General features: G+C 73.2%; 22 protein-coding genes and 1 pseudogene. 14 read left to right on the top strand and 9 right to left on the bottom strand.

Annotation, left to right across the window (positions count from 1 at the left end):
- Window positions 1-134: 134 nt before the first annotated feature.
- From ACFCZ1_RS08445 to ACFCZ1_RS08460, 4 genes are all read left to right on the top strand, one after another.
- Window positions 135-2,048, top strand: a complete 1,914-nt coding sequence (locus ACFCZ1_RS08445) for a helix-turn-helix domain-containing protein (RefSeq protein ID WP_376677613.1) — start codon at window positions 135-137, stop codon at window positions 2,046-2,048.
- A gap of 126 nt (window positions 2,049-2,174) precedes the next feature.
- Window positions 2,175-2,459 (top strand): hypothetical protein, encoded by a 285-nt coding sequence (locus tag ACFCZ1_RS08450; RefSeq protein ID WP_376677614.1) that lies wholly within the window; start codon window positions 2,175-2,177, stop codon window positions 2,457-2,459.
- Window positions 2,460-2,592: 133 nt separating this feature from the next.
- Entirely contained in the window at window positions 2,593-3,768 is a 1,176-nt protein-coding gene (locus tag ACFCZ1_RS08455; RefSeq protein WP_376677615.1) for a hypothetical protein, read from the top strand.
- A gap of 422 nt (window positions 3,769-4,190) precedes the next feature.
- Window positions 4,191-5,675, top strand: coding sequence for a UDP-N-acetylmuramoyl-L-alanyl-D-glutamate--2,6-diaminopimelate ligase (locus ACFCZ1_RS08460; RefSeq protein ID WP_376677616.1), 1,485 nt, complete (start codon window positions 4,191-4,193; stop codon window positions 5,673-5,675).
- An 18-nt stretch (window positions 5,676-5,693) separates the two neighbouring features.
- On the opposite strand, the gene ACFCZ1_RS08465 is transcribed toward ACFCZ1_RS08460, so the two are convergent.
- From ACFCZ1_RS08465 to ACFCZ1_RS08485, 5 genes are all read right to left on the bottom strand, one after another.
- Window positions 5,694-6,212, bottom strand: coding sequence for a MepB family protein (locus ACFCZ1_RS08465; RefSeq protein ID WP_376677617.1), 519 nt, complete (start codon window positions 6,210-6,212; stop codon window positions 5,694-5,696).
- A gap of 75 nt (window positions 6,213-6,287) precedes the next feature.
- Entirely contained in the window at window positions 6,288-6,908 is a 621-nt protein-coding gene (locus ACFCZ1_RS08470; protein ID WP_376677618.1) for an L-threonylcarbamoyladenylate synthase, read from the bottom strand.
- A gap of 598 nt (window positions 6,909-7,506) precedes the next feature.
- Window positions 7,507-7,737: a DUF6296 family protein gene (locus ACFCZ1_RS08475; RefSeq protein ID WP_376677619.1), complete on the bottom strand. Its 231-nt coding sequence runs from the start codon at window positions 7,735-7,737 to the stop codon at window positions 7,507-7,509.
- A 142-nt stretch (window positions 7,738-7,879) separates the two neighbouring features.
- Entirely contained in the window at window positions 7,880-8,311 is a 432-nt protein-coding gene (locus ACFCZ1_RS08480) for a VOC family protein (protein WP_376677620.1), read from the bottom strand.
- 240 nt (window positions 8,312-8,551) lie between these two features.
- Window positions 8,552-9,064, bottom strand: coding sequence for a pyridoxamine 5'-phosphate oxidase family protein (locus ACFCZ1_RS08485; RefSeq protein WP_376677621.1), 513 nt, complete (start codon window positions 9,062-9,064; stop codon window positions 8,552-8,554).
- Window positions 9,065-9,106: 42 nt separating this feature from the next.
- On the opposite strand from ACFCZ1_RS08485, the gene ACFCZ1_RS08490 reads away from it, so the two are divergent.
- The gene (locus ACFCZ1_RS08490) at window positions 9,107-9,295 is read left to right on the top strand and encodes a hypothetical protein (RefSeq protein ID WP_376677622.1); all 189 of its coding nucleotides are present in this window, start codon (window positions 9,107-9,109) and stop codon (window positions 9,293-9,295) included.
- A 39-nt stretch (window positions 9,296-9,334) separates the two neighbouring features.
- On the opposite strand, the gene ACFCZ1_RS08495 is transcribed toward ACFCZ1_RS08490, so the two are convergent.
- Window positions 9,335-9,802, bottom strand: a complete 468-nt coding sequence (locus ACFCZ1_RS08495; RefSeq protein WP_376677623.1) for a MarR family winged helix-turn-helix transcriptional regulator — start codon at window positions 9,800-9,802, stop codon at window positions 9,335-9,337.
- Window positions 9,803-9,893: 91 nt separating this feature from the next.
- Here ACFCZ1_RS08495 and ACFCZ1_RS08500 point away from each other — a divergent pair, with 91 nt between their 5' ends.
- Window positions 9,894-10,742 carry an SDR family oxidoreductase gene (locus ACFCZ1_RS08500; RefSeq protein ID WP_376677624.1) on the top strand — a complete coding sequence of 283 codons (849 nt, stop codon included), beginning with the start codon at window positions 9,894-9,896 and terminating at the stop codon, window positions 10,740-10,742.
- 50 nt (window positions 10,743-10,792) lie between these two features.
- Here ACFCZ1_RS08500 and ACFCZ1_RS08505 read toward each other — a convergent pair whose 3' ends face one another.
- Window positions 10,793-11,428, bottom strand: a complete 636-nt coding sequence (locus ACFCZ1_RS08505; RefSeq protein ID WP_376677625.1) for a class I SAM-dependent methyltransferase — start codon at window positions 11,426-11,428, stop codon at window positions 10,793-10,795.
- Window positions 11,429-11,950: 522 nt separating this feature from the next.
- On the opposite strand from ACFCZ1_RS08505, the gene ACFCZ1_RS08510 reads away from it, so the two are divergent.
- Window positions 11,951-13,300 carry a hypothetical protein gene (locus ACFCZ1_RS08510; RefSeq protein ID WP_376677626.1) on the top strand — a complete coding sequence of 450 codons (1,350 nt, stop codon included), beginning with the start codon at window positions 11,951-11,953 and terminating at the stop codon, window positions 13,298-13,300.
- Between the two features lie 7 nt (window positions 13,301-13,307).
- Here the strand turns inward: ACFCZ1_RS08510 and ACFCZ1_RS08515 are convergent, their stop codons facing one another.
- Window positions 13,308-14,549 (bottom strand): FAD-dependent monooxygenase, encoded by a 1,242-nt coding sequence (locus ACFCZ1_RS08515; RefSeq protein ID WP_376677627.1) that lies wholly within the window; start codon window positions 14,547-14,549, stop codon window positions 13,308-13,310.
- A gap of 488 nt (window positions 14,550-15,037) precedes the next feature.
- Here ACFCZ1_RS08515 and ACFCZ1_RS08520 point away from each other — a divergent pair, with 488 nt between their 5' ends.
- The 4 genes from ACFCZ1_RS08520 to ACFCZ1_RS08535 all read left to right on the top strand — a co-directional run bounded on the left by ACFCZ1_RS08520 (window position 15,038) and on the right by ACFCZ1_RS08535 (window position 19,053).
- Window positions 15,038-15,403 carry a hypothetical protein gene (locus ACFCZ1_RS08520; protein ID WP_376677628.1) on the top strand — a complete coding sequence of 122 codons (366 nt, stop codon included), beginning with the start codon at window positions 15,038-15,040 and terminating at the stop codon, window positions 15,401-15,403.
- Window positions 15,404-15,407: 4 nt separating this feature from the next.
- Complete coding sequence (locus ACFCZ1_RS08525; protein ID WP_376677629.1) at window positions 15,408-16,652, top strand: MFS transporter; 1,245 nt, start codon at window positions 15,408-15,410, stop codon at window positions 16,650-16,652.
- 467 nt (window positions 16,653-17,119) lie between these two features.
- Window positions 17,120-17,965, top strand: a complete 846-nt coding sequence (locus ACFCZ1_RS08530; RefSeq protein WP_376677630.1) for a PP2C family protein-serine/threonine phosphatase — start codon at window positions 17,120-17,122, stop codon at window positions 17,963-17,965.
- An 89-nt stretch (window positions 17,966-18,054) separates the two neighbouring features.
- Window positions 18,055-19,053, top strand: coding sequence for an MASE1 domain-containing protein (locus ACFCZ1_RS08535; RefSeq protein ID WP_376677631.1), 999 nt, complete (start codon window positions 18,055-18,057; stop codon window positions 19,051-19,053).
- Between the two features lie 67 nt (window positions 19,054-19,120).
- Here the strand turns inward: ACFCZ1_RS08535 and ACFCZ1_RS08540 are convergent, their stop codons facing one another.
- Window positions 19,121-20,824 carry a serine/threonine-protein kinase gene (locus tag ACFCZ1_RS08540; RefSeq protein WP_376677632.1) on the bottom strand — a complete coding sequence of 568 codons (1,704 nt, stop codon included), beginning with the start codon at window positions 20,822-20,824 and terminating at the stop codon, window positions 19,121-19,123.
- Between the two features lie 337 nt (window positions 20,825-21,161).
- Between ACFCZ1_RS08540 and ACFCZ1_RS08545 the strand changes: the two are divergent.
- From ACFCZ1_RS08545 to ACFCZ1_RS08555, 3 genes and pseudogenes are all read left to right on the top strand, one after another.
- Window positions 21,162-21,617: pseudogene (locus ACFCZ1_RS08545) on the top strand (hypothetical protein); the annotation flags it as partial.
- 18 nt (window positions 21,618-21,635) lie between these two features.
- Window positions 21,636-23,057: a hypothetical protein gene (locus tag ACFCZ1_RS08550; RefSeq protein WP_376677711.1), complete on the top strand. Its 1,422-nt coding sequence runs from the start codon at window positions 21,636-21,638 to the stop codon at window positions 23,055-23,057.
- On the top strand, window positions 23,054-24,490 hold the full coding sequence (locus ACFCZ1_RS08555; RefSeq protein ID WP_376677633.1) for a VWA domain-containing protein: 1,437 nt from the start codon (window positions 23,054-23,056) through the stop codon (window positions 24,488-24,490). The genes ACFCZ1_RS08550 and ACFCZ1_RS08555 overlap by 4 nt, the downstream gene beginning before the upstream one ends.
- Window positions 24,491-24,509 lie beyond the last annotated feature (19 nt).

The following is a 24,509-nucleotide window of genomic DNA, read 5'->3' on the forward strand; positions in this document are numbered from 1 at the left end:
GCGGGTCCCCGGCCGCCGCCCGGCGGGCGCGGTTGGGGGGGCCGCCGCGCGGAATACCCCCCGGCGGGGGGGGGGCCCCCCGGGGGGCCCCCCCCCCCCCCACGCCCCGCGTCAAGCAACACGGAGAACCCGACATGCCGACCACCGTGAAGAGCCCCGGCGACGGCGAGGCGTGGAGCGCCCTGCGCCAGCTGCTGGACCTGCTGGCGCAGGGCGCACCGGCCGAGGACTTCGCGCTGCCGGCCGAAGCGGCCCGGCAGGCGAACCTCTCCGCGTCGCGGACGAGGGCGATCACCGAGGCCACCCAGGTGGCGCTCGCCATCCGCCGCACCCTCAGCCAGCACCGCCGGCGCGAAGCCGAACTGGCGGCCCTCTTCGACACCGCCGGAGACCTTGCGGCACTGCGCGACCCGGACGCCGTCCTGCGGGCCATCGTCCACCGGGCCAAACTCCTCCTCGGTACGGACGTCACCTACCTCTCCCTCAACGACGACGAGGCCGGCGACACCTACATGCGGGTGACCGACGGCTCCGTCTCCGCCGCGTTCCAGCAGGTACGACTGGGCATGGGGGAGGGCCTGGGCGGACTCGTCGCCGAGACGGCCCGCCCGTACACCACCGGCGACTACCGCGACGACCCGCGCTTCAAGCACACCGCCACCATCGACGGTGCCGTCGCCGAAGAGGGCCTCCGGGCCATACTCGGCGTTCCGCTGCGCCTGGGCACCCGGGTGATCGGCGTCCTCTACGCCGCCGACCGCACAGCCCGTACCTTCACCCCGGACGAGGTCGCCCTGCTGGCCTCCCTCGCCGACCACGCCGCCATCGCCATCGACGGCGCCCGGCTCCTGGAGGAGACGCGCACCGCGCTGGTCGACCTCAACGCGGCCTCCCAGACGATCGAGGCCCACAACCAGGCCATGAGGCGGGCCGAGGACGCCCACGACCGGCTGACCGACCTGGTACTGCGCGGTGCGGGGATCACCGAAGTGGCCACCGCCATCGGCACCGTCCTGCAGGGCGGCATGCTCATCCACGACGCGGACGGAACCGAACTCGCCCGGGCGGGTGCGGACCCGCAGCCCCCGTCGCCCCAGGCCGTGGCAACGTCCCGGGCGGGTGGCCGCGCGGTTCCCGTCCAGGGCACCTGGGTGTGCGCGGTGCTCGCCGGACACGAACTCCTCGGCAGCATCGCCCTCACCGGCCGCCCCGACCTCACCGACGCGGACCGCCGGCTCTTCGAACGGGCCAGCGTCGTCACCGCCCTGCTCCTGCTCCTGCGCCGTTCGGTCGCCGAGACCGAAGACCGCGTACGCGGCGAACTGCTGGGCGACCTCCTGGGCCGCGTCGCCGACCCCGTGGGCCTGTCGGCCCGCGCCCGCCGGCTCGGCGTGGACCTCGGCCGGCCGCACGCGGTGTTCGTCCTCCACGCGGACGCCGTCCCCCGCCCGCGGCTGCTGGCCGCGGCCGCCCGTACCGCCCAGGCGCGCAAGGGGCTGGCCGGGCAGCACCACGACGACGTGGTCCTCATCTGTCCCTCGGAGGACCCCAGTACGAGCGCCGCCGCGCTCGCCGCGGAGCTGGGCCAGGCCGTGGCCGTGCCGGTCACCGTCGGGGCGGCGGGCCGCCCGGTGACCGGCACGCCCGACTTCGCCGACGCGCACGCGGAAGCGCGCCGCTGCCTGGCCGCCCTGCACGCCCTCGGCAACCGGGGGACCGGGGCCGCCCTGGCCGACCTGGGCTTCGTCGGCCTGCTGCTCGGCGAACGGACGGACCTGGGCGGATACGTACGCCAGACCGTGGGCCCGCTGCTCGACTACGACGCCAAGCGCGGCACCGACCTCACCCGCACCCTGCGCACCTATTTCGCGCTGGGCATGAGCCAGGCCAAGACCAGCGTGGAACTGCACGTCCACATCAACACGGTGGTCCAGCGCCTGGACCGCATCGGCCGCCTGCTCGGACGGGACTGGCAACGCCCGGAGCGGGCACTGGAACTCCAGCTGGCCCTGCGCATAGACCAGGTGTCGGCGGCCCGCACCGGCTAGCCATCCGGCGAGGAGCCGGCTGGGGTCCTGGCCGAACCGCCGTGTGCGGGGGCGTGGCTGATACCGATTAGGTTGCGACCGGCCGTCGGCTCGTGCCCGAGACGTTCCCGCGGCCGTTGCAGGGGCATGGAAGCCATCCACCAGACGTACGCGGTGCTCGACGGCGCCTACTGGCTCGACGACACCGGCACCAACACCGGCACCGGCACCGACAGTGACCGTGCCCACTGCGCCCGCTGCGCGGTCCCACGCGGCTCCGGCGCCCCGGACACCGTGCCGGATCCCGGGCAGGAGGGACTGCTGGAACGGCTCCAGTCCGCCCTCACCTGCGCCGGCCGGGTGCGAGCCGTCATGCTCACCTGCTCGATGGGCACGGTCATCGCGGGAGCGGAGGCGGCGCTCCGCCGCTGAGCGGTGAACTCCGGTCATCTCCACAGGACATGAGACCGTCGTCCCGTCAGCCGGCTTTGATCGACTTCAGTGCTGCGACCTAGCATGTGCACGCCAGAGTCCTTCTGGTGCCCACCGTCGACGAAAGCAGCACATGCGCATCCAGCGGATACTCGCCGTGACCGCCCTCCTCGCTTCGCTCCCCGCACTCGCCGCGTGCGAGGACGCCAAGCCCGTGGCGGCGGGCACGGTGCCGACGGCCATCGCCGGCGCCCCGGAAGCGGCACCGGCGTCCCTGGCCGAAGCGCAGAAGTACGTCCAGCGGTACGCGTCGTGCGAGAACATGGGTACACAGGCCGACGACAGCCGACTGCCTCTGACCGACCTCACCACGGTCGGGAAATGGTCGGTGACCGAGCGGGGCGTGTGCAGCGACCGCGTCGAGCACGGCGAGATGATCTTCTACATGGCCTCGGACATGAAGGAGTTCCAGGCGGGCTACAAGCAGCGCGTCATGGACCAGATCGCGGCCGGCAAGGCGACGTACGGGCTGAACAGCCGGGTGTTCGTCGGCAAGAACTACGCCGTCACCCCGACCGAGACCAAGACGGCCCTCGCCCTCGCCCGGTCGGACCTGCGCATCCTCACCTGCAACCCGACCTTCGGCGTGCCCAAGGGGTACAAGAAGGAGCAGGCGCTGGTGGAGGGCTGCGTGCTCAGCGACTTCGTCGGGAGTTCGGACGGCAGCGGCAGCCCGAACTTCGAGACCCCGCAGGACGACCCGGCCGCCGCGGGCGGGGAGCCCGGGAAGCCGGGCCAGCCGGCGAAGGGCAGCCTCGGCCTGCCCCGGGCCGGCAGCCTCGACGAGCTGAAGAAGCTGGTCCACCCGCACACCGTCGACTGCACGAACATGTCCACCGCTCCCGACGCCGTCGCCGTCGAGTCGATCGACTACCTGCCGGTCGTGGTCGGGGACCCGCTCGGATGGGGCGTCAAGGACCGGGCCGTGTGCGGTGAGGCGGCGGGAGAGCGGCGTGCCCACAACCTGAACTGGCTGGACGTCGTCCGTGACATGAAGACCCTGCAGAGCAAGGCGAAGGCCGCCCAGCAGGCGGACCTGAAGGACGACGGCCGCGTCAAGGCGACCGCCAGCAGGCTCCTGGTCGGCGAGAACATCGCCGTGGAGACCAACAGCCGGGACACCCGCAACGGCCTCTACCAGCTGCAGTTCCTCGCCTTGAACTGTGAGCCGGGCTTCAGTGCCCCGGCGGGCTACCGACTGGAGAAGTCCCAGGTCGAGGGCTGCGTCCTCACGAACTACGAGCGCTGATCACGGGACGGGCCGGTACCGCTCCTCGGCGGTCGCGAACCCCCACGGGGGCCCGCGGCCGCCGTGTGGATTCCGGACCGCCCCGCCGGCCGTACACTCGGCCCATGGGTCGCACACGTAAGACGAGGCAGTGCCCGCCGCGGGCCGCCTCCGCGCTGTGCCCGGAGGCGCCCGAGACGCGCCGCATCGCCCTGCACGGCCACGGCTAGCGATTTCCCGCAGGTTCGTGCCGGTCCTCGCTGCCGGTTCGCAGCTCCTCTCGTATCCCGTACGTCCGGCAGGGCTCTTTTCCCGCCGCGACGAGCCGCCGCGTCCGGCTTCGGACGGACGACGTCACCACCGCGGTCCCCGGCGTGCCGTCGGAGACCGCCGCCCGGCCGAGGCCCGCACGATCGGGGCCGAGCCGCTTCGAAGGGATCATTGTGAAGCTGAGCGAGTTGCTGGCCGGGCAGGAGCACCACGTTCTGCGGGGTGACCCGGCGAAGACCCCGATCACCGCGGGAATCACCTTCGACGTGGAACGGGTCATGCCGGGTTCGGTGTTCATCGCCGTGCCGGGCCACGAGGAGGGTGGTCCCGACTCGGTCCCCGCCGCGCTCGCACGTGGCGCAGCGGCGGTGATCGTCGACGGCGACGGACCGGATCTCCCCGTACCGATGTGGCCGTCCGACGCGTGCGCCGTGCGTGTGCCGAGCACCCGGACGGCCGCCGGGGTCGTGGCCTCCCGCTACTTCGGCGAACCGGGTCGCCAGATGGACATGGTGGCGATCACCGGTACCAACGGCAAGACATCGGTGTCGTACATGGTCGAGTCCGTCCTGCGGATCGCGGAGGGCGCGAAAGTGGGGGTGATCGGGACGGCGGGCAGCCGGATCGGCGACGAGCCCATCCCGATGCCGCGATCGGTGCTGACCACGCCGGAATCGCCGGACCTCCAGTACCTCTTGGGATACATGCGTGACCGCGGGACCGGCAGCGCGGTGCTCGAAGCCACGTCCATGGCCCTGCTGAACCACCGCGTGGACCGGACGTTCATCGACGTCGGAGTCTTCACCAACCTGACGCAGGACCATCTGGACGATCACGGCACGATGGCGAACTACCGGGATGCCAAGCTGCGCCTGTTCCAGGGGCTGTGCCGGCACGCGGTGGTCAACGTGGACGACCCGGTGGGCGCCCGGATCCCGGCGATGATGCCGGAGGCGGTGACCACGTACGCCCTGGACGCACCGGCGGACTACCGGGCCACGGACCTCGTCGTGAGCGCGTCCGGCACTCGCTTCACGCTTCACCACGGCGGGCGCGCCTATCCGGCCTCGATCCCCGTCCCCGGCCGGTTCTCGGTGGCCAACGCACTGGGCACCCTGGCGGCCTGCCACCTGCTGGGCCACGATCTCGGCCCCCTGGTCGCCGCCCTGGACCGGATGCCGCCCGTCCCCGGCCGGTTCGAGCGCTTCCAGACCCCGCTCGGAACATCGGTGATCGTCGACTACGCGCACTCGCCGGACTCCCTGAACAAGGTCCTGACCACGATCCGGGGCTTCGCCCGCGGCCGGATCATCACCGTCTTCGGCTGTGGCGGGGACCGGGACACCACCAAGCGCGCCGAGATGGGGAGCATCGCCGGGACCGGGTCGGACCTGTGCGTCCTCACCTCGGACAATCCCCGCAACGAGGACCCCGGGGCGATCCTCGACCAGATCACCCCCGGCCTCGTGGAGACCGGTACACCCTTCGAACGCTTCCCCGACCGTCGGCAGGCCATCGCCTTCGCGCTGTCCGTCGCCGGTCCCGAGGACACGGTGCTGATCGCCGGCAAGGGGAGCGAACCGCACCAGATCGTCGGCGAGGAACTGATTCCCTTCAGCGACATGGCGACGGTGCGCGAACTCGCGATGGCCGCGTAGCGGCCGTCCGCCCGGCGGTCAGGGACGCGCCCGGTAGAGCTCCCGGGCGCGGGCCGTGTCCACGGGCCCGTCGAGACTCAGGAAGTACTCCAGCTGCCACGCCTGCGCGGCGCCGGCCTGACGGTTGGTCGTGGTCACCCAGGGCGGGTAGACGCGGAAGGCCCGCTTCCCGCCGGAACCGTCCGTGGAGAGGACGCCCCTACGGCGGAGCGCCTCCGGCGGGAAGACGAACTGGCCGGCATGATCCTGGTCGCGGGTGGCGATGACGAACAGGTCGATGGGATCCGCCGCGTCGAAGGGCTGGATCGGGCCGCCCGGGGACCTCTTCCACACGGTGACGAACTGGCCGACCTTGGTCGGTGTGGTCCTGGCCGCGCGGAACCGGACGGAGCGGCCGTCGAGGGTGAACTCGCAGGCGGCGTACGCGGCGCTCTCGGGTTCGGGGACCGGCGGCGAGCAGCTGAACCCGCAGGGGTCGTAGACGAGATCCTTCGCCGCAAGGAAATCGCCGGGGGCCGGAGCGCGCTTCGTGGTCATCCGGCCCACTCTGCCATGGCCGCGGCCCCGGACCCGACCGACCGGGTGGCCGTCCGGCCGGGACGTCGAGGCCGCCTACTCGAAGCGCGAGGTGTCGCCCGCCCCGGGACGCACGATCTCGGCCTCGCCGCTGGAATAGTCGATGACGGTGGTGGGCCTGGTCCCGCAGTCACCCGAGTCGAGCACGGCGTCCACCAGGTGCTCCAACCGCTCCTTGATCTCCCAGCCCTGCGTCATGGGCTCGTCCTCGTCGGGCAGCAGCAGGGTGCTGGAGAGCAGGGGTTCACCGAGTTCGGCCAGCAGCGCCTGAGTGACGACGTGGTCGGGAATCCGGACTCCGACCGTCTTCTTCTTCGGGTGGAGCAGCTGGCGCGGTACCTCGCCCGTCGCGCGGAGGATGAAGGTGTACGGGCCGGGCGTCGCCGCCTTGATCGCGCGGAACACGTCGTTGTCGAGGTACACGAACTGGCCCAGCTGCGCGAAGTTCTGGCACACGAGGGTGAAGTGGTGCCGGTCGTCGAGATTGCGGATCGACCGGATCCGGGCCATGCCGTCGCGGTTGCCCACCTGGCAGCCCAGTGCGAAGCACGAGTCCGTGGGGTAGGCGACGAGCGCGCCCGAGCGGATGCTGTCCGCGACATTGCCGATGGTGCGCGGCTGGGGATTTTCGGGGTGCACGTCGAAGTACTTCGCCATCCACCGAGCGTACAGGGAGCCGGCGGCAGCCCCGAGCCGTGGCCGGACGGATGAGGAGCGGGCGCCCCCAGCCCCGATCGGTGGAATGCACGGCCACCCCTCCGGGGAAGACGTGCGTCGCCCCATCGTTCTCGCCACCCGTCGTTCTCGGCACACCGCGCCCGGGCTCCTGTGAGCCGCTGGATGCCCGGACAGCACGGCCGCGTCCGGGAACCGGCCGCAGCCGTCTCCGTGCGCCGTCCGCGCGGCGGCGGTACGGGACGCCGTGTCGGCCACGGGCCGCAGCAGCGCCCGGATGGGCCGGACGGGGGAACTCGGCGCCGGGATCCGGACGTTCGCCGTGACGGCCACCGACGACTTCGACCGGCCGCGGACCGCGGGCGGCTCGGGTTCGACCAGCCCGGGGGCGGGGTCTCCACCGTGACTCCCCGGCCCGTCCGTGACCACCGTGACCACCGTGACCTTCACCGACCCGGCAAGCCGGTCCGGGCACACCGCCGTCCGATGAGGACAGAGTCCCGGTAGCCGCGCTCTGCGGCGTCCTCACGGGCCGACCCCGCGAGGAGGCCGGCGCCGGGGCCGGGAACGCCCTGCTCCGTCAGTCCGGCAGCGGGCGGGCCTGGACCCCTTGGGCGGGTACCTGCTGGCTGCTCGACGGGAGCATCCGGACTTCGCCCTGGTCGCTGATCTCCGCCTGGACGATGCCGGTCTCGTCGGAGTAGACCGGATGCCCGCCGGGGCCGCTGCGGTCCGTACGGGTCACCACCACCACGTCCTGGCCGTCCGCGACGCCATCGGGGATCACCAGCTGGTACCTCTCCGCGTGCATTTCGCTCCCTTCGGCAGGCCGACCCGCAGCTTCATCATGCGGGCCGCGCGCCGAGACCGCATCGCCGTGCGATCACGGGGAGTGAGCGGGCCCCCGGAAGCCGCCGGGCTGCCGGGGGGCCACGTGCCACCGTCCTCGCGCGCTACGGCCGCACGTACGGCCGCGTCATGATCTCCATGTTGTGGCCGTCCGGGTCGTCGAAGTACGCACCGCGACCGCCGAACAGGTGGTTGATCCGTCCGGGTTCGGTGTGGCTCGGATCGGCGTAGTAGGTGACGCCGACGGCCTCCAGCCGGGCGATCACGGTGTCGAACTGTACGTCGGGCACCAGGAACGCGTAATGCTGCGACTGGATCGGCTCGTCACGCTTCTCGTAGTAGTCGATCGTCACGCCGTTGCCGAGGTCCACGGGGAGGAACGGCCCGAACGGGCGGCCGACCTCCAGCCCCAGGACCGCGGCGAGGAACTCGGCCGACAGGTGCCGGTCGTTGGCGTAGACGGCGATGTGGTTCAGCTGGACGGCGGTCACCGTCTCGGGCTCGCATGCGTGCGAGTACTGCTGGTCGTGCGACATCGGTGATGTTTCTCCGGGTCTTCGGGATCCGCTGGAACGGAGCGCCGCGCGGGGCGCTGGAAGCAAAGACGCGGAGAAGTGGCGGGCCTCGTGCCCGCCTCGCGCTCACGCGGAGGCCGGGAGTCCCACTCGTGTATGGCCCATGGCCGACCCGGCAGTCACGCGAGTGATCGTAATGCGTGTCACGGGGCCGGAACAACGCCATTTCCGGGCCCGCTCCCGGCCAGCCGGAAGGTCAGGTCAGGAGAAGAGCCAGCGCGTCTGGCTGTAGCCGCTCTTGCCGAAGCCGAAAGCCGTGCGCGGGGGAACCGAGAAGACCAGGGCCTCGCCCGCTCCGGGGACGACGAACACGCCGTCGCCCACGTTGAAATGCCATTCGGGGCCGTACTTCGCTTCCCAGGCCGCGGCGAGCTCGCGCAGCCGGCCGGGGTCCGTCACGCGGGCCGCCTCGCCTTCGACGACCAGGTCGAAGCCCTCGTGGAGGGCGTTGCACCCGGTGGTGAGGACGACGTGCGCGTTGCCCCGGAGGTTCTTGGCCTTGCGTTCCTCCGGGCCCGTGCAGAAGTGCAGCGCGCCGTCCGACCAGACGCCGATCAGCGGGGTGACGTGCGGCCGCGCGTCCGGACGTACGGTCGTCAGCCAGTACAGCTCCGCCTCGGCCAGCCGGGTGACGGCCTGCGACCACGGCACGGCCGTCGCCCGCTCGTCGCTGTAGCGCTCGTCCAGCTCGGTACGGGGTTCCTCGTCGGGCATGGGGTGTCCTCCTGACGCAGTCGGACTCCAGCCTGTGCCCTCGTGGCACGGCCGTCCACCGCGGGCGCGGGCGAGGTGGCGGAGCGGGGGCCGTCGTGGGAGGCCGCCGGCGAACCGCGCGGGCAGGTCCTGGCCGCCGGACGGGAGTTCCGCGTTTCGGTGACGCTGTACGCCCGCCCGGACCCGTGGGCCACCGGGCCTTCTCCCGGGCCGTCGGCCACGAACCCCTGACGGGTGGGACGGGTGAGACGGGTGGGGCCAGCGGTTCTTTCACGCGGACGGATGCGCACGGCCCTTGAGCTTGGCCCATACGGTTTCCAGCGCCTGGATGTCCCCGTCGTCCAGCCGGTCGTCGAAGACCTCCCGCAGGGCCTCGCGCCGGGTGGCGTCGGCCCGGGCGAAGGCCTCGCGGCCGTCGGCGGTGAGCGCGACGCACACGGAACGGGCGTCGGTGGGGGAGGGGAGCCGCTCCACCAGGCCACGGGCCTGGAGCTGGTCGACCACGCGCGAGACCTGGCTTCGGCTGAGCAGGGTCTTGGCCCCCAGATCGGAGGCGGCGACCGGCTCGCTCTGCCCGTTCAGCCAGAGCATCACCTCGAACCAGGACAGCGGCAGGCCGTGGGCCCGGGACAGGGCCTGGTCGATGCGGGCGGAGAGCGTGGTGCCCGCCCAGATCAGACCGTAGAAGGCATGATCGCGGGAGGTGAGGTCACCCATGGTGAGGTCGGAACGGGCCATGGGGGGAAGGGTACCCGTTTGCGTGTGCGCGCACATATCTCTATAGTGTGTGTGCACGCACATAAATCCTGCCTGTTGCCTGGAGACCCTCATGAGCACGCACCCCAAGACCGTCCTGATCACCGGCACCTCCTCCGGGATCGGCCTCGCCGCCGCGGTGGCGGCCGCGCAGGCCGGCTGGCAGGTCATCGCGACCATGCGCGACACCGGAAAGGCGGACCCGCTCCGCCGCGCCGCCGCCGAGGCGGGCGTCGCCGACCGTGTCGCGGTCAAGCGTCTGGACGTGGTCGACGCCGGCTCCGTCACCGACTGCCTGGAAGAGGTGCTCGCCGAGTACGGCCGTCTCGACGCGGTGGTCAACAACGCGGGAGCGGGCCGGGTCGGCACGATCGAGCAGGGCACGCTCGACGACGTCCGCGCGACCATGGAGGTGAACTTCTTCGGCGTCGTGGAGGTCACCCGGGCCGCCCTGCCGCACCTGCGCGCGTCGAAGGGCCGCGTGATCACCGTCACCAGCGTCGGCGGTGTGATCGGCCAGCCGTTCAACGAGGCCTACTGTGCGGCCAAGTTCGCGGTCGAGGGCTTCATGGAGTCGCTCGCCCCGGTCGCCGCGACCGTCGGCGTCGACGTCACCGTGATCGAACCGGGCGCGGTGGCAAGCGAGTTCGTCGCCAGCGTGGGCGTGGACGTACCGGCGATGCTCGCCGCTGCCGGCCCGTACGCCCCGGCCCTCCAGGCGTACATCGACCGCACGATGAAGACCTTCACTCAGGCCCAGACCTCCGCCGAGGCGGCCGCCCCGATCGTCGAATCGCTGACCGCCGAGAAGCCCGCCTTCAGGGTGCAGACCTCCGACTGGGCCCGCGAGTTCGTCGCCGCCAAGCTCACCGACCTGGACGGCTCGGCCGTCCAGACCCAGACCGGCGACTGGGTCCGCTGAGCCCGGCAGCGGTTCGGGAAGACGAGGGGCCGGGGGAGACCTGCGGAGGCCTACGGAGACAGGGCGACGCCCAGGGAGTCCGCGGCCATCACCCGGGGAGCACCTTCCTCGTAGAAGACGTCGAGTTCCTCGATCCGGAATCCCGCGCCGGTCAGCATGGCGACGACCGGGCGGGTGAGGTGACATCCGCCGAACACGTGCTTGTGCACCGGTTCGATCCGTCGCTGCCAGCGGCGTACGTTCTCGTCCTCCGCCGGGGCGAGCCCGTGTTCGAGGAAGTGCAGGGTCCCGCCGGGCTTGAGGACGCGCCGCAGCTCACGCAGGGCCGCGTCGGCATCGGGGATGGTGCACAGCGTCCAGGTGGACAGGGCGGTGTCGAAGGTGTCGTCCTCGAAGGGCAATGACTGGCCGTCCAGTCCGGCCCGCCGCACCGGCGCGCGCGCAGCCTCGACGCGGCGGGCGGCGAGCTTCCACCCGGCATCGGACGGCTCGACCGCGGCCACGCCGGTCACGGCCTGCGGGTAGAAGGGGACGTTGTGGCCCGAACCGAAGCCGATCTCCACGACCTCACCCGTCAGGCCCAGACACACCCGGCGCCTCAGCGGTCGCGCCGTCTTGAGCCCGCAGACGACATCGAGGATCCGCGGCAGGACCTGGTCGGCGTACAACCCCATGGCTGCCTCCATGTTTCCTCCCCCAGCATGGCACCGGAACGGTGCACCGGCCCGCAGGATCACCGGGCGGGGTTCCGCCGGGTGGGCGGCGCGGGCCGCGAGGGGGATCGACGCGGCGGCGGGCGGCCGGGACGACGCCCGATTCGGCTGGGCCGCTCAGGAGGCCGTGGTGATCCGGTCCGCCCGGGAGTACACGGACCGGCTGCCGGAATTCCCGGCGTGTGGCCGACCGCGTCGGCGCGGTGACCTCGTCGCTCAGCCCCGCCGAGGTGGTGCGCCGGAACACTGACGAGACGTACCTCGCGGAGCTCGCGGCCCACGGGGTCCCGACGGTGCCGATCCGCTTCATCGCGCCCGGCGGCGCCGCGGACCGTCACGGGCGAACGCGCGCCGGTCCTGATCGAGTCCGGTCTCTTCCTGACGGCGGCCGAATGCGGCGTCGAGCGGTTCGTGGAGGGCGTCGTCCGGCTGTGAACACGGGCGACGGCACGGGGTGCGGCTTCGGGAACCGGAGGATGTGAGTACGGTCTGTCCATGCACATCATCGGGCCGACGCAGCAGCGGGGGCATGTACTTCTCGTCGCGGGGGACGTCGCCTTGCGACGCCGCACCGTTCAGGTTGCGCCCAGTGCGAACCTGGCCGCGCTCGGGGTGGTGCCGGTCTCCGCCCTCCTGAACAGCGCGATCCCCAGCGACACGACGTATCTGGACGGGGTCCGGGACCCGAACACGGCGCTGACGAGGCTGCGTACGGCCGCCGCCACGCCGGGCCCGTTGCTGGTCTATCTGTCCGGCCGGCTCACGGTCGACCGCCGAAGCCGCCGGCTCCACCTCGCCCTCGCGGGGACGACGGCCGCCTCGGTCCGCTACACGGCGCTGCCCTGGGAGTGGCTGGGCGCGGAGCTGGGCGGCCGGCCTCCGGGGCTGACCACCGTGCTGCTCGACCTCGCCGCGGACAAGGCGGCGTGGCCGCTGTTGCAGGAGTACGGCAGCCTGCCCGCCGCTCCCTCCACCGAGGTGTACGGAGTGGTCTCACCGCCCGGCTTCGCCGGTGGCGGGAACGTCGTGAGCAGCTACACGCGGCACTGGATCGACCAGCTCCGCAGCAGCCCTTCGCGGCCTGCCAACCTTCACCTGCACGTCCTCGCGGCGGGCGCCGCCGCGCTGCCGCCGGGTGCCCTCGTCCTGCCCACCGCGCGCGAACTCGGCGCGCCGGCCCAGGCTCCGGCCCAAGCTCCGGCCCCGTCTCAGGCCCCGGCTCCGCCGCAGCTCCCGGTTCCGCCCCGGCTCCAGGCCCCGGGCCAGCCCCCGGTTCCGCCCCGGCCCCCGGTTCCGGCCCAGGCCCCGGCTCCGTCCCCGTGGGCGGAACAGGCCGCGGCCCACCAGGCCGTTCCGGCCGTGCAGCCGGAGGCGGCCCCCGGGCCGCGAGCGGCCACGTCCGCGCCCGAGGCCGACCAGGACCCGCGGCCGCACATCCACGCCCTGGCCACATCGGGCCGCCACGTGGAAGCGGCCGCGATCGCGCAGGCGTGGGAACAGCACGCCTCGCAGGCGTACGGGTTCACCTCACCGGAGACGGTCCAGTGGGTGGAGATCCGCGCCGATCTCGCCCGTATGGCGGGCGATTTCCAGCTGGCGACCCGGCTGTGGACCGGGGTCGGCCGGACCCGGTTGGCCTACCAGCGCCCGGACGCGGCCGAGGTCCACGCGGCGGCCGCCGGCGCCCTCTACTGCTGGACCCAACTGAAGGACGGGACGGCGGTCCGCGAAGCCGGCACCGAACTGATGGACCTGCTGCGCTCCTTGCCGTCGGTCGACCCCAAGTACCTGCACATGGCGCAGCAGCGACTGGACCTCCTGCACCACGCACCGAGCCACCACTGACGGCAGGTCAGGAGGTGCGGGGAGGCGTCATGGCCTGGCCGCCGATGCCGGGGGCGCCGCCGAGCTGCCCCTGCCACCAGGTGTGCATGTCGTGCGGGTGCATGGCCGCCCAGGCAGGGGTCCGCTCGACCTGGGCGCTGCCGAGCCGACGGGCCAGCGCGACCAGTTCCCGCCCCGCGGCGCCGCGGGCGTCCTGATAGGCGCGCAGCAGTTCCTCGAAGGAGTCGCAGCGGCGCCAGATGCCGGCGACCGCGGTGGCGTCCTGGAGGGCCTTGGCGGCGCCGCTCGTGTTGTGCGGGCGTACCACGCTGGCCGCGTCCCCGACGAGCAGCAGCCGGCCCGCGGTGGTACGCGCGGTCTCCAGGTCGTAGATGGGCTGGACGAAGGTGTCCGCCGGGTCCGTCAGGGCGAGCGCGCGGCCCCAGTACGGAGGGAACTCCCGGTCGAGCAACGCATCGAGCTGCCCGGCCAGTCCGGGGGTCAGGGCGCCCGGCGGGAAGCTCGTGGGGTCGTCGAAGCGCAGCTGTCCGTCCCGCGGCGGAGGGGCGTAGAGGACCCAGTTCACGCGCGGCCCGTCCGGCCCCGGAATGCGGTAGATGACGCACGTCCCGCCCGGGAAGCACACCGTGGTGACCGCGTCCGGCGCCGAGTCCGCGGCGCCGCCGATCTCCGCCAGCCGCGCGGCGTCGAAGTTCCCCCGCCAGCACACGTACCCGGCGTAGTGCGGACGGGATTCGGGGCAGACCGCCTCGCGCACCACCGAGCGGTACCCGTCCGCGCCGACGACCAGGTCGTACGACTCGGCCCCGCCACCCGCGAGCCGCACCTCGGCACCCGCGGCCCCGACTCCGTCCCCGGCTCGGGTCACGCCCGTCACCGTCTCGCCCTGCCGGTAGACCACCCGGTCCGGGACCGCCTCCCGCAACCCGCGCCACAGCAGGCCCCAGTGGTAGGAGTGGAACGGGAACGGCTGTTCCCAGATCACCCGTCCACCCGCCTGCGCGGGGTCCCGGACCACCCAGCGCCGCCGCTCCAGCCGGTGCGCCGCGATTCCCCCGGGCAGTGCCCCGCTTGCCCCGAGCTCGCCGGCCCGCTCGTCGTTGATGCACAGCCCCACGCCCCGGTCCGCGAGCCGCCCGCGCGTGCGCTCCAGTACCACGACGTCACCGGCGCCCGCCCGCGCCGCCGCCGTGGCCAGCGCGCAGCCCGCGATGCTTCCGCCGACCACGGCGACCGTTCCACCCCGCATGACCGCCTCCTGCTCCCCGTGATCCGCTGCCCGGGGCGCCACACGCTACTGAATCCGGCGCGGCGCCGGACCCGAATCCGGCACGGGGGCGCGGGCGTCTCGCCCATGGGGGTGTACATGCCAGCTGTGGCAGCGCCATGCCAGGTGTGGCAGCGCGGGGCCGGGGCGCGAGAGCGGGTGGGCTCCGTGATCAGGCCCGGCCGAACCAGTCCTGGCCCTCGGCCCACTTCCACCCGGCCGGGCCCGTCGGCCTGGGTACCGTACGGCCTGCGCGCCTCCATTCGCGTACCAGCCGGTCGTAGATCGGTGACCCGGACTCGGCCGGGGACGGCCCGGGCGGTCGGGGGATCCTGGCTCTGTCCTGCGCGGCGAACGTCGTCTCGTGCATACGTGGCTCAACGATTCTGCTGCCCCGGCTGTGGCGGTGCGTGACCGTTTCGTCACCTGCCGGGGGTTATGGTCGGCGTTCTGCGAGGAAGCGAGCGCTGATGAGCGAGATCGTCGAGGAGATCGGCCGAGGTCACCGGCGGGTCGGCAGCCGGCGGGTCGAGGCGGGCGAGGCCGGTGCGGTGCCGCTGCGGCGCACCTGCGACGCGGAGGCCGGCGGCGTGTGGGACGTGGCGGGGCCGCCCGGGCGGATCGGGCCCCGGCTCCCGCCGGTGAGCGGGGAGTCCGCGATCGGCGGGCGGTACCGGCCGGAGGGGAACGCCGGAGGCGGGATCCGCGAGGGTGTCGCGCCGGAGCGACCGCGCGTGTCGTGGCCGTGCGGACCGGCCCCCGGGTTCGGCGGGGCCGCGGACGCGCAGGTCGTGGCGGCGACGCAGACGGCGTCGATCGCGTCCGCCGGGTCCTAGGCCGGTGTCCTCGACGTCCCGTCCGGCCGACGGGGTCCGCCGCGGGTGGGGCCAGTGCGTGCTCGCCGGCGCGGTGTTCGCCGTGTGCATGGCCGGCACCACACTGCCGACCCCGCTGTACGGCCTCTACCAGGAGAAGTTCGGGTTCTCCGAGCTGACGGTGACCGTCGTGTACGCCGTGTACGCCTTCGGGGTCATCGGTGTCCTGCTGCTGGCGGGCGACGCCTCGGACGCCGTGGGCAGGCGGCCGGTGCTGCTGGCCGGGCTCGGGTGTTCGGCGGCGAGCGCCGCCTGCTTCCTGTGTGCCACCGGGCTGGGCTGGCTGTACGCGGGGCGGCTGCTGTCGGGCCTGTCCGCCGGCCTGTTCACCGGGGCCGCCACGGCGTACGTGATGGAGCTGGCGCCGTCCGGCGGAGCCGCCCGGGCCACGTTCGTGGCGACCGCCGCCAACATGGGCGGGCTGGGCTGCGGTCCGCTGATCGCCGGTGTGCTCGCCCAGTACGCGCCGTGGCCGCTGTACCTGCCGTTCGCCGTGCACCTCGTACTGGTGACCGGCTCGGCCGCCGTCCTGCTGCGGCTTCCCGAGACCGTACGGGAGCGGCAGCCGCTGAGCTCGGTACGGCCCCAGCGGCCCGGACTGCCCGCGCAGGTGCGGGCGGTGTTCGCGCCCGCGGCGATCGCCTCGTTCGTCGGCTTCGCGCTGTTCGGGGTGTTCACGTCGGTCAGCCCCGCGTTCCTCTCGCAGTCCCTGGGGGTCGACAACCACGCCGTGAGCGGGCTGATCGTCGCGCTGGCCTTCTTCGCGTCCACCGCCGGGCAACTGATGGTCGGCCGGGTCGGGGTGGGGCGGTCGCTGCCGCTCGGCTGCGCCGGGCTCTTCGCCGGGCTGGCGCTGCTCGCGGGCGCGCTGCGGTGGGACCTGCTGGCCCTGGTCGTGCTGAGCGCGGTCGTCGGCGGGGCCGGGCAGGGGCTGGCGTTTCGCGGGGCTCTGGCCACGGTGGCCGGGGCCTCGCCCGCGGACCGGCGCGCCGCGGTGATCTCGACGCTGTTCGTGGTGGCGTACGCGGGCATCTCGGTGCCGGTGATCGGCGTCGGGGTGCTGGCGGGTCCGCTCGGCCTGGAGGGAGCGGGGCTGGGGTTCATCGCCTGCATGGCCGTCCTGGTCGCGACCGCGGGCGTCTACCTGCTGCGGCGGCCGGCACCCGCCGGGGCCGGGCCGGGGCCCGGCGCCGGGTCCGGACCCCGGTAGTCCTCGGGCGACCGGTTCGATGGGGAAGCGCTGTTCCTCGGCGTCCCGCGCGGTGCACGGCGACCGCTGAACCGGTGTGCGCAGCCGCACGGCGCCCTGTGCCACGGTCAGTCAGTCACAGGCGGTGTGCGTCGGCACGATGCGCAACTGCCGGCCCGGGGCTTCGGGCACCGCGTCGATGCGGAGAGCGGGGTGACCCGGATGGCCGGGCCCGGCGCGGCGGGGCCGACGGCCAGGGCGTGGACGCGCCGCGGCCCGCGGGCTCCGTCGGCATCGCGACCAGGCGGCGCGGGCTGTCGCGGCATGCGCACCACGGCGCCGGGATCGCCCTGCTCCGCGACCTCCACCGCGCACGACAGCGGTGAGGGCCCGGCGGGGGCGCTCGTGATGTGCCCGGCGTGTCTACGAAATATGATGAACGTGATTTTTGTGCCAGGCCCTGACGTGGGCGTACCCCGGAGCGGTCCATGACCTCCCATAGGCCCACGCGGTCGGTGACCGCGGACGACTTGCTGAGCAGACTCGGGCGTCTCACGGCCCAGGCGCGGGAAGGGGCGGAGCTCCACCAGGCTCGGGTGGAGCTGGCCGAGGCGCTGCAGCGGGAGATCCTTCCGGCGTCGCTTCCCAGCCTGCCGGGGCTGCGCACGGCGGCGCGGTACGCGCCCGCCCGTCACGGCCTCAGCATAGGCGGCGACTGGTACGACGGCTTCCGGCTGCCCGGCGGCGCTCTGGGGTTCTCCATAGGTGACGTGGAGGGCCACGACGTCGAGGCGGCCGCCTTCATGGGGCAGGTGCGCATCGCCGTGCGCGCGGTGGCCGCTGCCGCCGCCGACCCGGGTGAGGTGCTCAGCCGGGCCAATGACCTGCTGCTGTCCGTGGACTGCGATCTCTTCGCCACCTGCACGTTCCTGCGCTTCGACCCCGTCACCCGGGAGCTGCAGAGCGCCCGCGCCGGACACGTGCCCGCGGTCTGGGCCACGGTCGACGGCGAGTACGGCGTCGTGGAGGACGAAGGTGGCCTGCCGCTGGGCGTGCTGCCGGGTTCGGAGTACGCCGTGACCCGACGCAGCCTGGCGACGGAGGGCTCGTTCGTCCTGGTCACCGATGGTGTGGTCGAAGGGCCGCCGTTCCCGATGGAAGCGGGGCTGGAGCGCGTGGCGGAGGCGGTCAGGGCGGGGGCCGGCGCGGATCCCGGCGATCTCGCCGCCGAGGTGATGAAGGTCGCCGACTCCACCGGCCACCAGGATGACGCCGCGGTGCTCGTGCTGCGCCACGAGGACGTTCGGGCCCGGGCCGGAGGACGTACCGGATGACGTACCGGATGACGTACCGGATGACGTGGAGGGCGTCATAGCGCGTGTCACGCCCCGTCACCGGGCCCGTGCTGTTGTCTGATGAAGCGATGCGCACCGAGGCCTTCCGACGTCCGTGCCTGGCGGTGCTCCGGATCCTCGTCGTCTCCGCCGCCTACTACGCGGGCGGACGCGTCGGCCTGCTGCAGCAGGTGGTGATCGAGGGCGCGACCGTCACGCCCCTGTGGCCGCCCACGGGGATCGCCCTCGCCTGCCTGCTCTGGATGGGAATCCGCGTCTGGCCGGGGATCGCGATCGGTGCCTGCCTCGTCATCCAGTCGATCAGCCCGATCGACCTCGTCGGCCTCGCGATCGCCGCGGGCAACACCCTCGCTCCCGTCTGCGCCTGGCTGCTGCTCCGCCGGGTCGGCTTCCGCGTCGCGCTCGACCGGTTCCGGGACGGGGTGGCCCTGGTGTTCCTGGGCGGCCTGATTCCGATGCTGATCAGCGCCACCGTCGGAGCCTGGGCGCTGGTGCTCGCCGACAGCCTGCCGCAGAGCGGATTCTGGACCGTGTGGTGGACGTGGTGGGCGGGCGATGCCATGGGCGTGCTCGTGATCACGCCGCTGCTCCTGGTCCTGCGCGAAGCCGGCCTGCCCAAGGACGCCCACCGGTGGGCCGAGGCGACGGCCCTGCTGGTCTCGGCCGTCGTCATCACCCTGCTGGCGACCACGAGCCAGCTGGCGCTGCTCTTCCTCGTCTTCCCGCTCCTCATCTGGGCGGCCCTGCGGTTCCAGCTGGAGGGGAGCGCGCCCTGCATGCTGCTCGTCTCCGTGATGGCGAACGCGGCGGCGATCCACCAGCGCGGTCCCTTCGAACACCACACCCTGGTCCAGGCCATGGCCAACCTCCAGGCGCTCAACGGCAGTGCCGCACTCACCTCGTTGCTGCTGTCGGCGCTCGTCACCGAGCAGAAGGCCATCCGCCGCGGGATCGAACGGGCGTGCCAGGAGCTGGCCGAAGTGGTGGAACGGCTGGCGCCGGGGAGGGCCACCACCCGCTGGACGTCGCAGGAGGAGGACGGGCCGCCCACGGGCGGCGGCGGATAGACCCTCACCCGGCCCGCGGCCCGCCGCCGCCCGTGACGGCGTGGCCTGCGGTGCGGGCGGGTGGCCGTCAGCAGGGGGTCGACGGTCCCTTCTGTTTCGTGAGGTTGTCGTTGGACATCCAGCCCGAGGTTTTCGTTCCGTCGATGCGGACGTAGGTCCACTTGTTGCCGTGCGCGTTGACGACGTAGCAGTGGTACCAGAGCTTCGTGCCCGTCTTGGCCAGGGACACCGCGGGACACGTCTGGTAGGGCCCGGTTTCCAGGTGGTGGTCGCCGGACATGTAGCCGTAGGTCCCCGGGGCGGGATCGCGGTGGCTCCAGCCGCCGCAGCCCGTCGGCACCGGGGTGGGCTTGGCCGCCGAGGAGGCCGACGCCCGGGGCGTCGTGCCGGGCTTCGAAGAGGACGTGGCGGAGGGCTTGCCCGGGGAGCCGGCCGGGGGCGATGCGCTCGGCGCGGCCGCCCCACCCGACGCGCCGCCCGTGCTCGGCCGACCGCTGTCCGATGCCGCACCGGCCCCGGGCCTCGCCGCCTGCGCCCGGCCGCCGCCCCTTCCGCCGTACCCGTCCGTGACGGCGTACGCGACGCCGCCCGCGGCGAGTACGGCGGCGGCTGCCGCCGCGGCGATGACGGTACGGCTGCGGCGCGGCGGGCGGCCCTCGGCCGCTCCGGCGTGGCGCGTGGGCGCGGTCGGCGGCGGAGGGCCGACGTGCGGAGGCTGCGGGAACGGCTGCGGCTGTGGCTGCTGGTACGCGGGCGGCGGCCCGAAGCCGGCCGGTGCGGGAGCCGACGACGCGGCGGCGGACGGGGCGGTGGGCGCGGGTTGGGCACTGACGGGCGCGGGAGTGGGGACGTGCGCGGGCGCGGCCGGGACCGGAGGGGCCGGGACCGTGCTGCCCGCGGCCACCTGCCGCAGCATCGCGCGCGCCTGGTCCGCGGTCGGCCGGCTCTCCGGTTCCTTCGCCATCAGCGCCCGCAGGACCGGGGCGAGCGGTCCCGCCCGCCGGGGCTCGGGCAGCGGTTCGCCGACGATGGCCGACAGCGTGGACCAGACCGAGGTGCGGCGGAACGGCGAGGTGCCCTCCACGGCGGCGTACAACGTCATGCCGAGGGACCAGATGTCGGAGGCCGGACCGGGCTCCCTGCCCTGCGCGCGCTCCGGCGGCAGGTAGTCGAGGGACCCGACGATCTCACCGCTGCGGGTCAGCTTGGCCATGGCGTCGTCCTCGCCGGCCTCCATGCTGGCTATGCCGAAATCGGTGAGCACGACCCGGCCGCCACGCTCCATCAGCACGTTCCCCGGCTTCACGTCCCGGTGCAGCACGCCGGCCCGGTGCGCGGCGTCGAGCGCGTCCATCAGCTCGGCGCCGATCGCCGCGGCCTCGTGCGGTGCCAGGGCGCCGCGTTCCGCCAGGACGTCGTCGAGCGAAGGGCCCTCGACGAGTTCCATGACGATGACCGGCAGGCCCTCGTCGTCCGTCACGTCGTGCACGGTGACGACGCCCCGGTGCCGGATCCGGGCGGCGGCCTGCGCCTCCCGCTGCATCCGGGCACGCAGATCGGCCAGTTCGGCGGCGGACGCGTCGGTGTAGGCCCGCAGTACCTTGACGGCGACTTCCCGGTTGAGCAGTTCGTCAACGGCCCGCGCGACGACGCCCATTCCGCCCCGCCCGACCATGGCGGTCACCCGGTAGCGGCCTCCGAGGACCTTGCCGACCAGCTCTCCGCCCTGCGCGTCCCCCGTCGGCACCGCACACTCCGTCCACTCGTCCATCGCCTATCCGGCGGGCACAAGAGTAGAGGAGTGATCACGAGGGACCGCCAGGATCCGGGCCGGGCAGGGGACTTGATGTCAGGGATGTCAGGGATCTCAGGGCTGGTCGCACCGGGCGAACGCCGTGAGGCGGTCTTGGCGATCAGGCCACTGGCAGGGTGGGGCGAGCCGGCGGATCCGGGCGACGTCGGCGGCCGGCCGCCCCCGTGACCGAGGGGGCGTTGTCAGTGGTCGCACCTATGTTCAGTGGTGTCCCGCCGATGTGGCTCGGACGCCCCCCTGGTGCATAGGAGATGGTGCGTTGTCAGATTGGGAGAGGTCGAGCACGGCGCGGGTGATGACACCCGCGCGGCCGCGCAAGCTCGCCAAAGTCCCGTTCGTCGAGCTGGCCGACGGACGTTTGCAGGGTGTGGTGTCCAGCGGCTCGGACATCGAGCGGGTCTACGTCTCGTCGGTGGTGGCCGGCAGTTACGCGTTCGCCTGCAGCACCAACAACAACCGGCCCTGCGGTGGCGCGCGCGGTTCGTTCTGCAATCACATCAGGGCCCTGATCACCGAGGCGGTGCTGCAGTACGGCGCCGGGCGCGTCGCCCGCTACCTGCGGGTCGAGGCGGCGGCCGGGGAGCCGAGCGCGCTCACCCTCACCGCCGAGATGACGGGCGCCCGGCCGCCGCAGGGAGACACCACGGCCGCCGCGCCCGTCTTCAGCCGGTTCCTGCGCCACCTGGCCTACCTGGAACTCGCACCGACCACCGCGCCGTTGCCGGAGATGCAGTGGTTCCCGCCGACCAGGACGGCGGTGGCGACGGGGGTGCCCCCGCGTGAGCTCGGTTCGAGCGTGGGGGAGCGTGCCGACCTGCTCGCCGAAACCGTCCCCGGGCTCGACGAGGCCCTGGCGGCCGTCGACGCCTTCGACCGGGCCCTCGTCGCCGGCCTGCTCCGCCCCCAGCCCGCCCAGGCCGCGGGCCTGACCGGGCTCGCCCGCGCCGTCGCGGGGACACCACTGGCCTCCACGGTCGCCGAGGCGGCCGAGAAGGCGGCCGCCGGCGCGGCGGGCGAGGACCACTTCCTCGCCCTCGCCGCCGCCCGCACCGCGCTCCTCGGTTCCGTCCACGACGCGCTCACCGCCCGCGTCGAGGAGGTGACGGGCCGCCCCCGCCGCGAGGAGACCGTTCCCGCGCCGGGCGAGAAGCAGCCGGTGAACCTGTGCGCCGCGGCCCGCTCCTGGCTCTGTGACCTGGCGCGCTCCGGGTGGCAGGGCATCGACCACGACGTGGTCGCCGGGTCGGCGCAGGTCGTCTCCGCGATGCTTCCCGACCCGGCTCTGCGCCGCCTCGCGACGCTCCTCGACGGCTTCGCCGCCGAACTCGCCGCGTCCTGCCCGGGCGCGACCCTGGAACGCGTCCCGGCACGCCGCTGGGCCGACCTGTGGTCGCGCGCGATGCTGCTGACGCTGCCCGGTGCCGCCGACGTACACCTGACCGGCACGGTCACCGGCCGGCTCCTTCCCCTCGGCGTCGACGTGCAGGAACACGCGACCGCCGTTCAGGCCCAGGTCCACGCGGTGTTCGAGCCCGCGGACGGCGGAGCGCCCCGCCTGGTGCGTGCCGGGGTGTCGGCGCCGAAGCCCGACACGGTCGTCGGAGCCGGCCTCTGGCAGCTGCTCCGGCCGCACATGTCGCTCCTGGCGGCCGTCAGCGACGGCCGCTCGATGGAGATCGCCGACATGCCGGTCACCGCGGAGGGCGACCTGCTCTGGAGCGACGGTCACGCACGCGTGGGCACGGCCGCCGACGCCTTCGCGACGGCCCGTGTGGCCCTGCCGGCCGCCACCGGGGCACCCACCGCACCGCTGGACCGGCACCCGGCTCGTATCGCCGAACCCGTGTTCCTGGAGGGCTACGCCGCCCAGCAGGACGACGACGAGCTGACCTTCACCGTCGCCGGAGACCCGCTGCCCGTCGACACGGACCGCGTTCCGGCCGCCGGGCCGCTGACTCCCGACGCCGTCGCGGCCTCCCGGGCGTGCATAGGGCTGCTCCGCTGGGACGCGGGGACGTACCGGATCCAGCCCCTGGCCGTCGAGACGACGGTACGCAAGAAGGCCGTCGCGATCCACGCCGGGGGCTGGGCCGGGGGCACGACGGACAAGGCCGGGGTCAAGGCGGAGAAAGCCGCCACCGACGCCGTGGCCGTCCTGCGGGAGCGGGCCGGAAGGCTGCTGCGGAAATGACGGAGCACATGATCGGACCCGCGGTGGACCCCGACGAGAACCGTCGGCAGGTCCTGTACTGGCGGCTCCTCGCCCGGCTCTTCGACCCCGAGGAGCAGGCCGCACTGGAATCGGCGAGCGTCGCCGTCGTCAAGGACATCGGTCTGCCGTCCTCACTGCTGGATCCGCAGGCCTCCGTCGACTCCGTCGTGCAGCGGCACCCGGAGCTGGCCGCCGAATTCGACGGTCTGATGGCGCCCGCGCCGGAGGAGGACGGAGTGCGCGACCGGGCCGCCGAGGTCCGGCGCGCGGCACTGGTGTCGAAGGTGCTGCTGAACGTCTTCGCCTGCCCCTCCGGCAGGGTCACCGCCGGACAGCTGACGCGCTGGCAGTCCGACGCGGGCTGGCTGGAGCGCGCGCTCGGCTGCGAGCCCGGCGAGCTGCGCGGCGGACGCGCCGGGGGAGGGGCCGCCGGAAGGGCCGCGGGACGGGGCGCGGGTACGGGCGTCAGCCCGACCGGCACCGGTGGGCGCGCCGCGGCACCCGATCTCAGCAGGCTGATCCCGGAGATAGGCCCGGAACTCGGCGCCATCGAGGCCGACCTCGTCAAGCGGATGCACCTGCGCGAGGTGCTGGCCGACCCCGGGCTCGCCGCGCGGCTGACCCCGAGCATGTCACTGATCGAACAGCTGCTGCGGGACAAGAACAACCTCTCGGGCGTGGCCCTCGCCAACGCCAAGGCCCTCATCCGCCGCTTCGTCGACGAGGTCGCCGAAGTGCTGCGCACCCAGGTGGAGAAGGCCACGGTCGGCGCCCTGGACCGCTCCGTTCCGCCCAAGCGGGTGTTCCGCAACCTCGACCTCGACCGCACGATCTGGAAGAACCTCACCAACTGGAGCCCGGAGGAGGAGCGGTTGTACGTCGACCGTCTCTACTACCGGCACACCGCCCGCAAGACGACGCCGCAGCGGCTGATCGTCGTCGTGGACCAGTCGGGGTCGATGGTCGACTCGATGGTCAACTGCACCATCCTGGCGTCGATCTTCGCCGGGCTCCCGAAGGTGGACGTCCACCTCATCGCGTACGACACGCAGGCGCTCGACCTCACCCCGTGGGTGCACGACCCCTTCGAGACCCTGCTGCGCACCAACCTCGGCGGCGGCACCGACGGCACGGTCGCCATGGCGCTGGCCCAGCCGAAGATCGCCGAGCCCCGCAACACCGTCGTCGTGTGGATCTCCGACTTCTACGAATGGCGGACCGAGCAGCTCTTCGAGTCCATGGCTGCCATCCACCGCTCCGGAGCCAAGTTCATCCCGGTCGGCTCGGTGACCAGCTCCGGCCGCGGCAGCGTCAACCCGTGGTTCCGGGAGCGCTTCAAGGACCTCGGTACGCCGGTGCTCTCCGGCCACATACGCAAGCTCGTCCACGAACTCAAGACGTTCCTCGCTTAGACAGACAAGAAAGGCCTTG

The sequence above is a fragment of the Streptomyces sp. NPDC056224 genome, from assembly GCF_042267665.1.
Classification (GTDB): Bacteria; Actinomycetota; Actinomycetes; order Streptomycetales; family Streptomycetaceae; genus Streptomyces.

Bases quoted from the DNA above. Each gene is read 5' to 3' on its own strand.
- ACFCZ1_RS08450 (WP_376677614.1), top strand. From the start codon at position 2,175: ATGGAAGCCATCCACCAGACGTACGCGGTGCTCGACGGCGCCTACTGG.
- ACFCZ1_RS08495 (WP_376677623.1), bottom strand. From the start codon at position 9,802: ATGGCCCGTTCCGACCTCACCATGGGTGACCTCACCTCCCGCGATCAT.
- ACFCZ1_RS08455 (WP_376677615.1), top strand. From the start codon at position 2,593: ATGCGCATCCAGCGGATACTCGCCGTGACCGCCCTCCTCGCTTCGCTC.
- ACFCZ1_RS08515 (WP_376677627.1), bottom strand. From the start codon at position 14,549: ATGCGGGGTGGAACGGTCGCCGTGGTCGGCGGAAGCATCGCGGGCTGC.
- ACFCZ1_RS08510 (WP_376677626.1), top strand. From the start codon at position 11,951: ATGCACATCATCGGGCCGACGCAGCAGCGGGGGCATGTACTTCTCGTC.
- ACFCZ1_RS08475 (WP_376677619.1), bottom strand. From the start codon at position 7,737: ATGCACGCGGAGAGGTACCAGCTGGTGATCCCCGATGGCGTCGCGGAC.
- ACFCZ1_RS08520 (WP_376677628.1), top strand. From the start codon at position 15,038: ATGAGCGAGATCGTCGAGGAGATCGGCCGAGGTCACCGGCGGGTCGGC.
- ACFCZ1_RS08535 (WP_376677631.1), top strand. From the start codon at position 18,055: ATGCGCACCGAGGCCTTCCGACGTCCGTGCCTGGCGGTGCTCCGGATC.
- ACFCZ1_RS08445 (WP_376677613.1), top strand. From the start codon at position 135: ATGCCGACCACCGTGAAGAGCCCCGGCGACGGCGAGGCGTGGAGCGCC.
- ACFCZ1_RS08555 (WP_376677633.1), top strand. From the start codon at position 23,054: ATGACGGAGCACATGATCGGACCCGCGGTGGACCCCGACGAGAACCGT.
- ACFCZ1_RS08465 (WP_376677617.1), bottom strand. From the start codon at position 6,212: ATGACCACGAAGCGCGCTCCGGCCCCCGGCGATTTCCTTGCGGCGAAG.
- ACFCZ1_RS08470 (WP_376677618.1), bottom strand. From the start codon at position 6,908: ATGGCGAAGTACTTCGACGTGCACCCCGAAAATCCCCAGCCGCGCACC.
- ACFCZ1_RS08540 (WP_376677632.1), bottom strand. From the start codon at position 20,824: ATGGACGAGTGGACGGAGTGTGCGGTGCCGACGGGGGACGCGCAGGGC.
- ACFCZ1_RS08480 (WP_376677620.1), bottom strand. From the start codon at position 8,311: ATGTCGCACGACCAGCAGTACTCGCACGCATGCGAGCCCGAGACGGTG.
- ACFCZ1_RS08500 (WP_376677624.1), top strand. From the start codon at position 9,894: ATGAGCACGCACCCCAAGACCGTCCTGATCACCGGCACCTCCTCCGGG.
- ACFCZ1_RS08530 (WP_376677630.1), top strand. From the start codon at position 17,120: ATGACCTCCCATAGGCCCACGCGGTCGGTGACCGCGGACGACTTGCTG.
- ACFCZ1_RS08485 (WP_376677621.1), bottom strand. From the start codon at position 9,064: ATGCCCGACGAGGAACCCCGTACCGAGCTGGACGAGCGCTACAGCGAC.
- ACFCZ1_RS08505 (WP_376677625.1), bottom strand. From the start codon at position 11,428: ATGGAGGCAGCCATGGGGTTGTACGCCGACCAGGTCCTGCCGCGGATC.